We start from the raw sequence: 15888 nt of genomic DNA, 5'->3' as shown, positions 1-15888 counted from the left end.
ATTTATGTACATAAAAGATATTTTTAAAGAAAAGAAACCAGTTATATCTTTTGAAATATTTCCACCAAAAAAAGAATCAAATATAAAAACAATATATAAAACAATAGATGAACTTGCACAATTGAATCCTGATTATATAAGTGTTACTTATGGGGCGTCGGGTAGTATAAAAAACAATAAAACAGTAGAAATTTCTTCTTTTATAAAAAGAGAATATAAAATTGAACCTCTTTCTCATTTAACATGTATAAATTCGAGTAAAAAAGAAATAGATGAAATATTAAATCAATTGATAGAAAACAACATATCTAATGTGCTGGCATTACGTGGAGATATTCCAAACGATAAAAATATAAAAAAAGAATTTAATTATGCTGAAGACTTAATAAGATACATATCTAAAAAAAAGAAGTTTAGTATAGGTGCAGCTTGTTATCCTGAAGGACATATAGAAGCAAGAAATAAAAGTTTAGATTTATATTATTTAAATAAAAAAGTAAATGCAGGAACGGATTTTTTAATAACACAATTATTTTTTGATAATAAATATTTTTATGATTTTAGAGAAAAATTAAAAAATAGAAATATAAATATACCACTTCAAGCAGGTATAATGCCAGTAGTAAATAAAAAACAAGTTGAAAAAATAGTATCTATGTGTGGAGTAAATATACCAGAAAAATTTATAAAAATAATGAATAAATACGAAAATAATAAAGAAGCATTAATTGATGCAGGAGTTACATATGCATGTGATCAAATTATAGATCTTTTAACAACTGGAGTTGATGGGATTCACTTATATGTTATGAATAAATCTAAAATAGCAAAAGAAATTGTAAAAAGAATAACATCTATATTAAAAATCAATATAAAAATGGAGGAATAAAATTGGAGTTTAAAAAAGAAGTGTTAAGGTATTTAGGGTACAAAAATCAAAAAATAGATAATAAATTAGATTTTTTAATAGATAAAAGTATTGAAGAAGTAAAAAACACTTCTATTTACAGATATACATTTAAAATTTTTGATTTAGAAAAATTAAAAGAAGGAATACTATTAAGTGGAACAGAGGTTTTATTAAAAGGTGAAAATATAAAAACTCATTTAAGAGCATCAGACAAATGTGCAATTATGGCAGTTACTATAGGATTTGAAATTGATAAAAAACTACGTTATTATCAATTAAAAGATATGACTAAAGCAGTTATTTTTAATGCTTGTGCTTCTGTTTATGTTGAAAAAAGTTGTGATGAAGTTCAAAGTATTATAGAAAAAGAAATGTATCCATATTATATAACTCCAAGATACAGTCCAGGATATGGAGATTTTTCAATAGAAGTTCAACAAGAAATAGTAAATATTTTAGATACAAGGAAAAAAATAGGATTGGATGTTACAGAAAATAATGTATTAATACCTGAAAAATCAGTAACTGCAATTATTGGATTACAAAAAGAAAATAGTGTTGCAAATATATATGGTTGCGATGGATGTAAGTTAAATTGTAGTTTTAAAAGAAAGGGTGGTTCATGTGCATATTAAAGAAAGAATAAAAAATGAGCTTTTATTTTTTGATGGTGCAATGGGTACGCAATTACAAAAAAAAGGATTAAAACTTGGAACATTACCAGAAACATTAAATATTACAAACCCAAATATTATAAAAGAAATACATGAACTATATATAAGGTCAGGTGCACAAATAATAACAACAAATACTTTTGGTGCAAGTGAATTTAAATTAAAAAGAACCGAGTATACTGTTGAAGAAATTGTTGAATCAGCTGTAAAAATAGCAAAGAGTGCAACTGGAGTACAATATGTTGCACTTGATATAGGACCAATAGGAAGATTATTAGAACCATCAGGAACATTGAAGTTTGAAGAAGCATATAATATGTTTAAAAGACAAATGATAGCTGGAGAAAAAGCAGGTGCAGACTTAATTTTAATAGAAACAATATCAGATTTATATGAAGCAAAAGCAGCAATACTTGCTGCAAAAGAAAATACAAAATTACCTGTTTTTTGTACAATGACTTTTACAGAAGATGGAAGAACATTTACTGGAACAGATCCATTGACAATGGTAAATGTTTTAGAAGGACTTGATGTAGATGCACTAGGATTAAACTGTTCTGTTGGACCAAAAGAAGCTATACCAATAGTAGAAAAAATTATAAAATATTCATCAATACCTGTTATGGTTCAACCAAATGCTGGATTACCAGAAATAGAAAATGGTGAAACAAAGTATAAGATTACTCCAAAAGAATTTTTAACTCACATGAAAAAAATAGTTGAAATGGGTGCACAGATAATAGGAGGATGTTGTGGTACAGATGAAAGATTTATAAAATTAATGACAAAAGAATTAAAAACAGTAAAACCAAAAAAAATAAAAGAAAAAGAATTCACGGCAGTTTCATCATATTCAAAAACTGTAAAGATAGGTGAAACTTTAAAAATAATAGGGGAAAGAATAAATCCAACAGGAAAAAAGAAGTTTAAACAAGCATTAAGAGATAAAAACTTAGATTATATAATAAAAGAAGCAATAAATCAAAAAGAAGAAGGCGCAGATATTTTAGATGTTAATGTGGGACTTCCCGAAATAAACGAAGAAGAAATTATGATAAAAGTTATAAAAGAAATACAATCAGTAATGGGATTACCACTTCAAATTGATAGTTCAGATCCAAAAGTAATAGAACATGCAGTTAGAATTTATAATGGTAAACCATTAATAAACTCTGTAAATGGTAAAAAAGAAAGTATGGAAAAAATATTTCCAATAGTAAAAAAGTATGGAGCATGTGTAGTAGGACTGACCTTAGATGAAAGAGGGATACCTAAAAAGGCAGAAGAAAGAGTTGAAGTTGCAGAAAAAATTATAAAAACAGCTCAAAAATATGGAATACATAAAAAAAATATATTGATAGATTGTTTAGTTTTAACAGCATCAGCACAACAAGAAGATGTTATGGAAACAATAAAAGCTGTTAGAATGGTTAAAGAAAAATTTAATGTTAAAACAACTTTGGGAATAAGTAATGTATCTTTTGGCCTTCCAAATAGAAGCATATTAAATAAAACATTTTTAGCAATGGCTTTAACAGCTGGAGTTGATGCACCAATATTAAATCCTAAAAAAGAAGAAATAAAAGAAATAATCTATTCATATAAAGTTTTATCAAATCAAGATAAACAATCAGAGAAATTTATAGAAAAGTATTCAAAAGTTATACAAAAAAAATTAAATAAAGAAATTAAAATGCAAAAAGAAATAGATTTAAAACAAATAATAATTGATGGTTTAAAAGATGAAGCAATTGAAGCAACAAAAATTTTGCTAAAAGAAAAAAAATCTATGGAAATAATAAATGAATTTTTAATTCCAGCATTGGATATAGTTGGACAACGATATGAAAAAGAAGAAATATTTTTACCTCAACTTATAAGATCTGCAGAAACTGTAAAAAAATCATTTGAATTAATAAAAGAAATAATATTAAAGTCAGGAGAAGAAAAAAAAGTTGGAAAAAAAATACTTTTGGCAACTGTTCAAGGTGATGTTCATGATATAGGAAAAAATATAGTAAAAGTTATACTTGAAAACTATGGATACGAAATAGTAGATTTAGGTAAAGATGTACCAGCACAAAAAATAATAGAAAGTATAAAAAAAGAAAATATAAGATTAGTTGGACTAAGCGCTTTGATGACAACAACAGTTAAAAGTATGGAATATATAATTAAAGAAATACGTAAGAATAAATTAGATTGTAAAATTATGGTTGGAGGAGCAGTCTTAAATCAAAAATATACTGATATGATAAAAGCAGATTATTATGTTAAAGATGCACAAAAAGCTGTTGAAATAGCAAAACAATTTTTTTCTATATAAAAAATCATACAGATAAGATACCTACTGATAGATAATCTAAGTTAAATGAAAATTAGATTATCTATATGCTTGATTTCTCGATTGTAAAGAAGTCAAGCATTTTAAATTTTTTCTTATTAAGAATTAATGTATTTTTTAATATTTTAAAGTAATTTTGATATAATAGTATATAAAGAATTAGAAATGAGGAGATGATTCTATGAAACGATTGCCAATAGGAAGAAGTGACTTTAAATCTTTAATTGAAGATAATATGTATTTTGTAGATAAAAGTATGTTAATCAAAGAAGTTATTGAAAGTGGAGATGTTTTATTAATAACAAGACCAAGAAGGTTCGGGAAAACTCTTAGTCAATCTATGATGAAGTACTTTTTTGATATTACTCAAAACAATGAATACCTCTTTAAAGATTTAAATATATACAAAGAAAAAAACATAATAGAAAAACATTTAAATAAACACCCCGTTATATACATCACCTTTAAGGATTTAAAGTCTAATAACTTAAAAAAAATGCATGATTTATTAGCTATGGAGCTTTCAAGGTTGTATATAAAACATGAATATGTTTTTGAAGTATTAAATGAAAGGGAAAAAGATGTATACAATAAAATAATGGGTAGAGAAGCTTTAGATGCTGATTATGAAAATTGTATAAGAAGTTTATCAGAATATATGGAAAGATACTATGATAAAAAAGTAATAATATTAATAGATGAATACGACACTCCCATTCAACAAGCTTATTTACATGGTTATTATGATGAAATAATATCTTTAATAGGTAATTTATTTGGCATGGCATTAAAAGATAATGTATACCTTGAAAAAGCAGTTCTTACTGGAATAACAAGAGTTTCTAAAGAAAGTATCTTTACTGGTGTGAATAATTTAGAAGTTTCTACTGTATTAAATGAACTATTCAATGATAAGTATGGTTTAACTAAAGAAGAAGTAGAAGAAGTATTGAAGTATTATGAACTTGAATACGAAGAAAATGAAGTTATAGACTGGTACAATGGTTATAACTTTGGTGGTGTTGAAATATACAATCCTTTTTCTATAGTAACTCTTGCAAAGAATAAAGGGAAAATAAGACCATATTGGATGAATACGAGTGGAAATTATTTAATAAGAAAGCTAATAAAAGAAGGAACTGTTAATATAAAAGATAATGTAGAAAAATTAATAAATGGAGAAGAAGTAGAGTGTGAAATAATAGAAACTATGGTTTATGGTGATTTAAACTTAAATAGTGAAAGTGCAATTTGGACATTATTTTTATTTAGTGGTTACTTAAAGTGGACGAGTAAAAAAAGAAAAAATAATATAACAATGTATAAAGTAAAGATACCAAATGAAGAAGTAAAAGATTTTTTTGTACAAACAGTTAGAAATATGTTGAGAGAATCAAATATAAACATTAATAATATACTATTGAACCTAATAAATGGATACATAGAAGAGTTTAAAGAAGACTTTCAAAAACTAACTATTAATACATTGAGTTACTTTGATGTTAGTGGAGAAGAACCAGAAAGATTTTATCATGGACTAATACTTGGAATGAGCGTTGGTTTGAAAGAAGAGTACATAATAAAGAGTAATAGAGAAACAGGACTTGGAAGAGCAGATGTTATTTTAATACCAAAAGATAAAACAGATAAAGGAATAATAATAGAGTTTAAAAAGTTTTATAAAAATGAAAAAACACTATTAAACAGTGCACAAAATGGATTAAAACAAATAAATGAAAAGAAGTATGAAGAAGAGATAAAAAGTTATGGAATAAATGATATAATAAAAGTTTCAATAGCTTTTGATAAAAAAGAGGTTGAAATCGTTAGTAATTTGGATAAAGATGTTGAAGTAACTCCAGAAGAAAGAATGGCAAAAGAACTATTAAAAAATGGAGTTGATATAGAAATTATTTCTAAAACAACAAAGTTATCTATTGAAAAAATAAAAAATATGAGTAATCAATTATGATATAAATAAAATATAATGTAAAATAAGTCGAGAACTATACAACGTATGGTTCTCTTGTTTATTGAAAAGAAAAATGATATAATAATGAGTTATTCGCAATATGTTATTGTAAGTGTTATAAAATGTGTTAATTGTGTAAATGTACAAAAAATAAAGAAAAATAAAAACACCTTTGATATATTAATATTTAAAAGTAAAACTAAAGAATAAATCAAGATAAAAAAATATTTTTAATATAAAAAAGGAGGAAGCTGGTTTAAAAGTTCAAAGTATGTAAGAGTATCAAATAGAAATATGAATACAAAAACATATAAGTACAAAGATTTAGGATTTAGAGTAGTAAAAAGAGGAAACACAATACCCAAGATACTTTCAATAAACCCAGAAAATTATAAGAGTATAGACAAAGGATTAGTTGGATTAAAATGGGAAGCAATAAGTGTTAATGGAGGAAATTTAACCTATGACGTGTACTTTGGAACAGAAAAAGATAACTTATTAAAAGTATCAGAAGCTCAAACAGAAAATAGTTATAATTTAGGAGAAATAAATGAAAAAGGAATATATTATTGGAAAGTAGCAGCAAAATCAGATAAAGGCAGGGTATTCGAGTCACCAATATATCGTTTTTATGTAGAGGTATGAAACAGAGAATGATATAGGATCCAGTCCAGCGATAGGGCAAGATGGGACGATATACGTAGGAAGTGTGGATAACAATTTGTACGCGATAACATCAAAATGTAAAGGAGTTTCAGAGTCTTCATGGCCAATGTTTAGACAAAACATAGAACACACAGGAAGAAAATAAATTTTGTAAAGGTAGCGTGTAAAATTTTGTGCCTTTTCTTGGAAGGTAAAAATAAATAAAATTAGTTATTATTTTTAAAGTATTTCCATAAGAATTATCGACTCTAATGAAATAAGCTTTAAGAGTAAATTTTAGAAGTTTTTAGTATAATTTTTTGTAATAAATAACCTTTTGCAACGAGACCATAAAAAATTTTGTGTAAATAAAAAAATAGGTAGTGTGTAAAATTTTACATACTACCTACTTTTATTATTATTTAGATTTTCTTTCTTTTGCTTTTTCTACAAGAGGTCTTCTTCCTCTCTTTTTTCTTTTAAATGTATCGATTATAATTTCAGCTTCTTCGAAAGGAACAGATATAAATGAGAAGTTTTCAAAAATTCTAACATCTCTAATTTTTTTAGTATCAACATCAGTTTTATCTTTGATAAACTTTAATAATTTTTTGATATCCATTTCATCTTTTTTACCAAGAGCAACAAATAATCTTGTTTTTCCTTTAGTATTTATAGAAACTTCACTTATTTCATTATAATTTGCAGTATCCAATTCACTTTGATAAGCATGTTTTAAAAGAGCAGAAATTGCTTGTACTGGATCTGAAATATTTAATAATTCTTTTGCTAAATTTTCATATTCAGAAGCATTTGAATTTTTAACTATATCTAAAATTTCATTCTTTATTCTTTCTTTTTTAGTTTTAATAATTTCTTTTATACCAGGTACCTTTTCTTTTCTTATATTAGTATTTGCAACTCTTTTTATAAATATTAATTTTCTATATTCAGAAGGTGTTACAAAAGTTATAGCGGTTCCTTCTTTACCAGCTCTTCCTGTTCTTCCAATTCTATGAACATAAGATTCTGGATCTTGTGGAAGGGAATAGTTAATTACATGGGTTAAATCATTTATATCTAAACCTCTTGCTGCAACATCTGTTGCAACTAAGATATGAGCTCTTTTATCTTTGAATTTTTTTAAAATTCTTTCCCTTTGATACTGTGAAATATCTCCATGTATACCTTCAGCATTATATCCACGTTCAGTCAATTTTAAAGCAACTCTATCAACATCTAATTTTGTTCTACAGAAAACTAAACCATAAAAATCTTTTTCTATATCAATTATTCTACAAAGAGCTTCAAATTTATCACTTTCATTAACTTCAAAGTATATTTGATCTGTAAGATTGGTTGTTAATTGCTCTTTTTTTACTTTTATAATTTCAAAATTTTTCATATATTTTTTTGCAAGACCTAATATAGGTTTAGGCATTGTTGCAGAAAATAATAAAACTCTTTTATCTGGATTTGTATGTTTAAAAATTTCTTCCATATCGTCTATGAATCCCATATTTAACATTTCATCAGCTTCATCTAAAATGAAATAAGATATGTTTTCAAGTTTTAAACTCTTTCTTTTTATATGATCTATTACTCTACCAGGTGTTCCTACAACAATATCAACGCCTCTTCTTAAAGCGTTTAATTGCCTTTCAATTGATGCTCCACCATAAATTGGAAGTATACTTAACTTACTTCTTCCTTTTAAAGAGTTTATTTCTTCTGCTACTTGAACAGCAAGTTCTCTTGTTGGAGCAAGTATTAAAGCTTGCACATGTTTTGCACCAGGTGTTAATTTTTCAATTAAAGGTAAACCAAAAGCTGCTGTTTTACCAGTACCTGTTTGAGCTTGACCGATTAAATCAACTTCGCCTTTTAATAAAACAGGAATTGTTTTTTCTTGTATTGGAGTTGGTTCTTCAAATCCTTTTTTCTTTAATGCTTTTAACGTTGTTTCGGATAAACCGAGATCTTCAAATTTTGACATTTCAAAACTTCCTTTCATTTGGGTTTTCTCGGATTATGTACTTTTTTATATTAAATAACTTAAACAATATGAAACAACACGAATCAGATGTTTAAAAAATTTTTTTGATTTTAATCAGAATTTAGTCTTTACATAGGAATAAAGCCGAATAAAAATAGTTGAAGTACATAATCTGAAATAATTTCAACTTATTATAACTTATTCATATTTAATATGTATAAATATTAAGTGTATTTATGTAACAACATTATCTAAAATAAGGAAATATAACTAAAAAATATTTATAATATCTTTTATATTATGAATTATTACATCAGCTTTTTCAACTTCTTTATTCCCATATCCATAATTACAACCTATTGATTTTATATTATTAGCTTTTGCAGCTTCAATATCTTTGTGCCTATCACCAATCATTACAAAGCTTTTGCTATTTGTTTTTTTTATAAAAGTTGATATAACATAATCTTTTTCTTTCCAATTATACATTTCAGAACAATGAGGTGAATCAATAAATTCATTTAAGCCTTTTTCTAAGACGATGTTTAAATATTTTTTATTACAATTAGATAAAAGATAAATATTTTTATTTTTAGATTTTAGATAAGATAAAACATCAAACACACCATCAAAAAAGATTTCATTTGTTTTTGATAAAAATTCTTCTTCATAAATATCTAAGTAATGTATAGCTTTTTCAATTAAAACTTTATCATCAGACTTAAATATATTTTTAAAGATATTGTCTATTGTATATCCTATGTATTTCATAATTTCATTTGAATTTACTTTTACTTTAAATCCATCTTTATCTAAAGATTCAAGAGTTTTTTTAAAAGCTGGTATAGTAACTTTTTTTGTATTTACCAATGTTCCATCAATATCAAAGATTATATTTTTAATATTTTTCATATTCTTCTCCTAATATTTTATTTTTTATTTCTAAGTAAATTAATTCATTTTCTTTTTTATTTCTATTTATAGCTTTTTTATAAGTTGTTTTTTCTGAAGAAATAGAAGGTGTGCCATAAAGAAATACAGTACTATCAGCTAACATAGAAAGTTCATAAGGATCATGAGAAACAATTATTATGGAAAATTTATACTTTTCTTTTAATTTTAAAAAATCTAAGATTATTTCATGTTTTATCTTTATATCTAATGATGAAAAAGGTTCATCCATTAATATTATATCTGGAAAGTATATTAAAGCTCTTGCTATATTAACTCTTTTTTTCATTCCTCCAGAAAGTTCATGTGGAAAGCTTTTTATTTTATCATATATTTTTAAAGTTTTTAAAGTTTCTACAAAAACCTCTTTTGAAATATTTTGATTTACTATTTTTATGTTATCTTCTACATTCATCCAAGGTATCAATCTATCTTCTTGAAATATATAAGCTAACCTTTTAAAATTTTTTTCAATTGTTCCAGAAGTTTTTGGAATTAAATTAGATAAAATATTTAAAATGGTTGTTTTTCCAGATCCTGAATCACCTATTATAGCAAATGTTTCAGATTGATCAATTAAAGTAGAAAAATTAGAGATAATTTCAGTGTTGAAACTCTTTTTTAAATTTTGTATTTTAATTGAAGCTGGAGTTATTTTATAAATTTCTCTAGTTTTTTCAATACACTTTTTTTCTGGAAGTTTCAACTTAAAATTAATTTTTAAAATTAATCTTTCAAAAATTATTCCAACTATTATTAAAAATAAAGTATAGGCAAATACTTCATCTGTATTTAAAGATATTTTAGAAATAGAAAGAGCATATCCTAAGCCTCTACTACCACCTAAAAATTCTCCAACTACAGTTGCTTTCCAAAGAGTTCCAGAAACTATTTTCAAAGTTGAAATAATAAATGGAAAAACGGATCCAAGATAAATAAATTTTATAGTATCACTTTTTTTTATATTATAAACTTTAGCCATTTCTAAAAGTTTTTTATCAGTTGATTCAATTCCTTGAGATACATTTAAAACGATAGTTGGAAATATAACTATAAAGGCAACAAACATAGGTGTATAAAATCCAATACCAAACCAAAGCATTATTATTGCAATGTAAGATACAATAGGTGCACCCTGAAAAAGCATTATAATAGGTCTAATGAAACTCTTAAATTTTTTATTTATTCCAGAAGCAAAACCAATAGGTACTCCAATTAAAATACTTAAAGTGAATCCAAGCAAACTCTTTAATAATGTATCAAAAAATTGTATCCAAAAAGATTGATTCATCATTAAATTAAAAAGAGTATGAAGAGTTAAAAATGGATCTGGTAAAATAATTGGATTATAAAAAAGACTTGCTATATACCATATAAGTATAAATATACCTATTCCAAATATCATAAGTATCCTCCATTAAAAATAAAACCCCAAATGGGGTTTTATTTTTTAGAATTAAAGTTCAATGTTCTTTCAATTTGAATATATTTATAAAATTCTAACTCATCACCAGAATTAAAGTCATTAAAGTTTACAAATTTTATTCCACATTCTTGTGGAGCACTAACAGATTTAACTATATCTTTATAATGTTGAAGAGTTTCTATTTCTACATCTTGAATTAATTTACCTTCTCTATAAATTCTAACTCTTCCTTCTGCAGAAACATAACCATCCGTTAATTGAATACCGGCTATGTTACCAACCTTCTTTATTTTAAATACTTCTTTTATTTTTCCACTACCAGTTATTTCTTCTTTTTCTTCAGGTTCAAGCATACCTTGAAGAGCTTTTTTTAATTCATCAATTAAGTTAAAGATTATATCATATCTTTTTATTTGAATTTCTTCTTTATCAGCCATTTTTAAAGTTTTAGAATCTGCTTTTACTCTAAAACCTAAAATAACAGCATTTGAAGCAGAAGCAAGCATAACATCACTTGTTGTTATAGCACCAATTCCAGCATGAACTATTTCTATATCAATATCTGAATTTTTTAATTTTGAAATTGAATTTTTTAAAGCTTCTATTTCACCATATGTACCAGCTTTTAATATTATATTTAATATTTTCTTTTGATTTTCTTTCATCATATTCATAAAATCTTCTAATTTTACATGTTTTTTTTGCTTAGATTTAGACTCTTCTTTTTCTTTTGCAATGGAAGAAATTTCTCTTGCTTCATCTAAAGTATTTACAGCATATAATATTGAATGCATACTTGGTACTTCATCAAAACCTAAAATTTGTACAGGAGTAGATGGACCGGCTTGTTTTATAGTTTTACCATTGCTATCTATTAATCTACGAACCTTTCCAAAAGTACTTCCAGCAACAAAAAAATCTCCATTTTTTAATATTCCATCTTTTACAATTACTGTAGCAACAGGTCCAAGAAATTTATCTAATTTACTCTCTATTATTATAGCTCTAGCATTTCCTTTTGGATAACATTTTATTTCTTGCATTTCAGAAACTAATAAAACCATTTCTAATAAATCATCAACACCCATCCCAGATTTTGCTGATATAGGAACAGTTATTGCATCTCCACCCCAATCTTCTGGAATTAAGTTTAACTTTGCTACTAATTGTTGTTTAGTTAATTCAACATTTGCATTTGGTTTATCAACTTTGTTTATAGCAACTATTATTGGAACACCAGCATCTTTTGCATGGTTATAAGCTTCTATAGTTTGAGGCATTACACCATCATCCGCAGCAACAATTAGTATTACTATATCAGTTGATTGAGCTCCTCTTGCTCTCATTTCAGTAAAAGCTTCGTGTCCAGGTGTATCAATAAAAGTAATCTTTTTTCCATTATAAACAGTTTGATAAGCTCCGATAGATTGAGTAATTCCACCAGCTTCTTTATCGGCAACCTGTGTTTTTCTTATGTGATCTAGTAAAGTAGTTTTACCATGATCAACGTGCCCCATTACCGTTACAACAGGAGCTCTGTCTTTAAATTTATCTTTCTTTTCAGAATAAATTTTTTCCCATCTTTCTTTTAATATATCCTTTTCTTGTTTTGTTTCAGTAGGTTTAGTTTGTTCATCATCATTTATTGTTAAAATATAGTTGAAATTCATAGCAATTTCTTCAGCTATTTCTATGTTTAAATCTTGATTAGGTTTTATCATAATTCCTTTCATAAACATACTTTTTATTAAATCGCCTTGATTTTTATGTAATTTTTTTGCTAATAAATCTAGTTTTAATTCATTAGAAGATAAAATTATTTCTTTTATATTATCTTCTTTACTTGATTCCTTTTTTGTTTCATTTTTAGCTTCTTTTATCTCTTTATTTTCTTTTACTTCATTTTTTATTATTTTGTTTTTATTAGAGATAACTTTTGAATTATTTTTATTAGGAATCTTTTTTTTATTATCATTAGATTTCTTTTTTGTAGAATTATAAAATTCTTTTATTGTTTCTATTGAATCTTCATCTAATGTACTCATATGGCTTTTTATTTCTAAACCAAGTTCTTTTTCTAAATAATTCATTAATTCTTTTGTACTTATATTCAATTCTTTTGCTAATTCGTAAACACGGGTTTTTGACATTAAGCATCACCCCCAACTAGGTCTAAAATACCTTTAACTATATTTTCGTCTTCTATTCCAACTATACTCACTTCAGTTTTACCAAGTGCATTTGAAAGATCTTCCTTAGTTTTTGTTTTCAAAACAACACAAGGAACATTAAAAGATTCACATCTTTTAATAGTATCATCCTTTGTACTTTTTCCAGTATCTGAAGCAATAATTACAACTTTTTTATTTTGTAAACTTTTGATATAAGATCTAATTCCATCTTTACCAAAAACAAAACTTCGGGTTCTTGATGAAAAACCAATTAACCCAAGTATTTTATCTTCTTTATTCACTAAACAACACTCCTTATTTCATATTTTACTATTATTATAACATATTTAAATAGAAAAAAGTAAGGTGCATTTACATTTTTCTTTAAGGTTTTATTTCATATTGAATTAAAAATAAAAAAATATGAATATGTAAATGAAAAAACTCTATTAAAAAGAGATTGATGGATTAACACGACGTTGAAAAAAGGTTAAAAGAAATGTAATTGACAAAAGAAGGAGAAAGTGATAGAATGATTGAGTCGCTGAGGGAAAAGCAAGCGAAGGAGAAAGAAGCTCATTGAAAAATGGATAGAGGTAGTAAAATAAAACTTTTCGAAAGAAAAGGACGCTAGTAAGAAAGAACTAGAGTGAGAATCAAACCATTCGAATGGAGGGTTTGATCCTGGCTCAGGGTGAACGCTGGCGGCACGCCTAACACATGCAAGTCGAACGAAGAAATCCACTTCGGTGGAGAGTATTAGTGGCGAACGGGTGAGTAACGCGTAGGAATCAACCCTTTGGACTGGGATAGCTATGGGAAACTGTAGGTAAAACCGGATAAGCTCGAGAGAGGAAAGGAAGAGAAGCGCCAAAGGACGAGCCTGCGTCCCATCAGGTAGTTGGTGAAGTAAAAGATCACCAAGCCGACGACGGGTAGCCGGTGTGAGAGCACGAACGGCCACAAGGGAACTGAGAGACGGACCCTACTCCTACGGGAGGCAGCAGTGGGGAATTTTGGACAATGGACGGAAGTCTGATCCAGCGATGCCGCGTGAAGGAAGAAGTCCTTCGGGATGTAAACTTCTGAATTTACAGAATATAAAGTACTGGGGACAGTACAAGGAAGGTATGTAAAGAAAAGCCCCGGCTAACTACGTGCCAGCAGCCGCGGTAAGACGTAGGGGGCGAGCGTTGCCCGGAATCACTGGGCGTAAAGGGAACGTAGGCGGTTATGTAAGTCAGGTGTGAAATGTCACTGCTCAACGGTGGAACAGCGCTTGAAACTGTATAACTTGAGGATACTAGAGGAAGACGGAATTACCAGAGTAGGGGTGAAATCCGTAGATATTGGTAAGAAGGCCAGTGGAGAAGTCGGTTTTCTGGAGTAATCCTGACGCTGAGGTTCGAAAGCTAGGGGAGCGAACCGGATTAGATACCCGGGTAGTCCTAGCCGTAAACGATGTTCACTAGGTGTGGGATGTCAAAGTTCCGTGCTGAAGCAAACGCGATAAGTGAACCGCCTGGGGAGTACGTCCGCAAGGATGAAACTCAAAGGAATTGACGGGGACCCGCACAAGCGGTGGAGCATGTGGTTTAATTCGAAGCTAACCGAAGAACCTTACCAGGAATTGACATGGAGATAAGGTAGTAGAGATACTACTAACTTTCGCAAGAAAGGAGTCTCACACAGGTGGTGCACGGCCGTCGTCAGCTCGTGCCGTGAGGTGTTGGGTTAAGTCCCGCAACGAGCGCAACCCCTGCCATTAGTTGCCAGCATGTAGAGATGGGCTACTCTAATGGGACAGCCGTCGACGAGACGGAGGAAGGAGGGGATGACGTCAGGTAAGCGTGCCCCTTATGTTCTGGGCGACACACGTGCTACAATGGTACGGACAGAGGGAAGCGAAGCTGAGAAGTGGAGCAAATCTCACAAACTGTACCTCAATTCGGATTGCAGGCTGAAACCCGCCTGCATGAAACCGGAATCGCTAGTAATCGCAGGTCAGCCAAACTGCGGTGAATACGTTCTCGGGTCTTGTACACACCGCCCGTCACGCCACCCGAGTTGGAAACGCCCGAAGATGGATGCTGTAACCGCAAGGAACGGATGCATCGAGGGTGGAGCTAGTGAGGGGGGCGAAGTCGTAACAAGGTAGGTGTACCGGAAGGTGCGCCTGGATCACCTCCTTTCTAAGGAGAACAACTACCTCTATCCATTATTGAGTGAGCAAAAGAACGGGGTGGTAGCTCAGTTGGGAGAGCATCTGCTTTGCAAGCAGAAGGCCAGGGGTTCGAGCCCCCTTCACTCCACCAAAGAAATCATTCAGAAAAGTTCATTGACAAGTGCATAAGAAAGAAAGTCCAAAGTAAAAAGGGCATACAGGGGATGCCTAGGCGACCAGAGGCGAAGAAGGACGTGGCAAGCTGCGAAAAGCTACGGGGAGAAGCAAGCAATCGAAGAACCGTAGATATCCGAATGGGGAAACCCGGAAGAGCCCGAAAGGGAGGCGAACCCAGCGAAGTGAAACATCATAGTAGCTGGAGGAAAAGAAATCAAAGAGATTCCCTGAGTAGTGGCGAGCGAAAAGGGAAAAGCCCAAACCAAATTGATGTAAAAGGGTACAGCCGTTGTCAATTTGGGGTAGAGGGACAGCTTAACTCGAACTGTAAATAGAGGGAATAGGTAAAGAGGAAGTCGAAGTATATGGGAAGATAAACCAAAGAAGGTGAAAGTCCTGTAGACGAAAACTCGTAAACTAATCGAAGCTGATCCCAAGTAGCGTGGGACACGAGGAAT

At 29.0% G+C, this 15888-nt stretch carries 10 protein-coding genes, 1 tRNA gene and 2 rRNA genes (1 of these 13 running past the window's edge); 8 read left to right on the top strand and 5 right to left on the bottom strand.

All coding sequences use genetic code 11. The features are described 5' to 3' along the window. Positions 1 to 4: 4 nt before the first annotated feature. The 5 genes from metF to IGS63_RS02070 all read left to right on the top strand — a co-directional run bounded on the left by metF (position 5) and on the right by IGS63_RS02070 (position 6545). Positions 5 to 889, top strand: a complete 885-nt coding sequence (gene metF / locus IGS63_RS02090; RefSeq protein WP_190615391.1) for a methylenetetrahydrofolate reductase [NAD(P)H] — start codon at positions 5 to 7, stop codon at positions 887 to 889. A gap of 2 nt (positions 890 to 891) precedes the next feature. Continuing rightward, positions 892 to 1545, top strand: a complete 654-nt coding sequence (locus tag IGS63_RS02085; protein ID WP_190615390.1) for a vitamin B12 dependent-methionine synthase activation domain-containing protein — start codon at positions 892 to 894, stop codon at positions 1543 to 1545. Then, the gene (locus tag IGS63_RS02080) at positions 1535 to 3910 is read left to right on the top strand and encodes a homocysteine S-methyltransferase family protein (RefSeq protein ID WP_190615389.1); all 2376 of its coding nucleotides are present in this window, start codon (positions 1535 to 1537) and stop codon (positions 3908 to 3910) included. The genes IGS63_RS02085 and IGS63_RS02080 overlap by 11 nt, the downstream gene beginning before the upstream one ends. 199 nt (positions 3911 to 4109) lie before the next feature. Continuing rightward, a complete protein-coding gene (locus IGS63_RS02075; RefSeq protein WP_190615388.1) occupies positions 4110 to 5900 on the top strand; it encodes an AAA family ATPase in 1791 nt (596 codons plus the stop codon). Positions 5901 to 6194: 294 nt separating this feature from the next. Further along, positions 6195 to 6545, top strand: a complete 351-nt coding sequence (locus IGS63_RS02070; protein ID WP_190615387.1) for a hypothetical protein — start codon at positions 6195 to 6197, stop codon at positions 6543 to 6545. A gap of 418 nt (positions 6546 to 6963) precedes the next feature. Here IGS63_RS02070 and IGS63_RS02060 read toward each other — a convergent pair whose 3' ends face one another. The 5 genes from IGS63_RS02060 to IGS63_RS02040 form a co-directional block, all read right to left on the bottom strand. Continuing rightward, entirely contained in the window at positions 6964 to 8541 is a 1578-nt protein-coding gene (locus IGS63_RS02060) for a DEAD/DEAH box helicase (RefSeq protein WP_198423066.1), read from the bottom strand. Positions 8542 to 8811: 270 nt separating this feature from the next. After that, positions 8812 to 9453, bottom strand: coding sequence for an HAD family hydrolase (locus IGS63_RS02055; protein ID WP_190615385.1), 642 nt, complete (start codon positions 9451 to 9453; stop codon positions 8812 to 8814). Beyond that, positions 9440 to 10897, bottom strand: a complete 1458-nt coding sequence (locus tag IGS63_RS02050) for an ATP-binding cassette domain-containing protein (protein WP_190615384.1) — start codon at positions 10895 to 10897, stop codon at positions 9440 to 9442. Before IGS63_RS02050 ends, IGS63_RS02055 begins: the two co-directional genes overlap by 14 nt. 38 nt (positions 10898 to 10935) lie before the next feature. Continuing rightward, positions 10936 to 13068, bottom strand: coding sequence for a translation initiation factor IF-2 (gene infB / locus IGS63_RS02045; RefSeq protein WP_190615383.1), 2133 nt, complete (start codon positions 13066 to 13068; stop codon positions 10936 to 10938). Further along, positions 13068 to 13391: a L7Ae/L30e/S12e/Gadd45 family ribosomal protein gene (locus IGS63_RS02040; RefSeq protein WP_190615382.1), complete on the bottom strand. Its 324-nt coding sequence runs from the start codon at positions 13389 to 13391 to the stop codon at positions 13068 to 13070. Before IGS63_RS02040 ends, infB begins: the two co-directional genes overlap by 1 nt. A 364-nt stretch (positions 13392 to 13755) precedes the next feature. Between IGS63_RS02040 and IGS63_RS02035 the strand changes: the two genes are divergently transcribed. The 3 genes from IGS63_RS02035 to IGS63_RS02025 all read left to right on the top strand — a co-directional run. After that, a 16S ribosomal RNA gene (locus IGS63_RS02035) occupies positions 13756 to 15281 on the top strand. Between the two features lie 47 nt (positions 15282 to 15328). Further along, positions 15329 to 15404: transfer RNA gene (locus IGS63_RS02030), tRNA-Ala, on the top strand. Positions 15405 to 15450: 46 nt separating this feature from the next. Then, positions 15451 to 15888, top strand: a 23S ribosomal RNA gene (locus IGS63_RS02025) (it continues 2480 nt past the right edge of the window). The 16S and 23S rRNA genes sit together here with 1 tRNA gene alongside, the layout of an rRNA operon.

Source organism: Tepiditoga spiralis (assembly GCF_014701195.1).
Taxonomy (GTDB): domain Bacteria; phylum Thermotogota; class Thermotogae; order Petrotogales; family Petrotogaceae; genus Tepiditoga; species Tepiditoga spiralis.
This window is presented reverse-complemented; position numbering and strand designations above follow the sequence as displayed.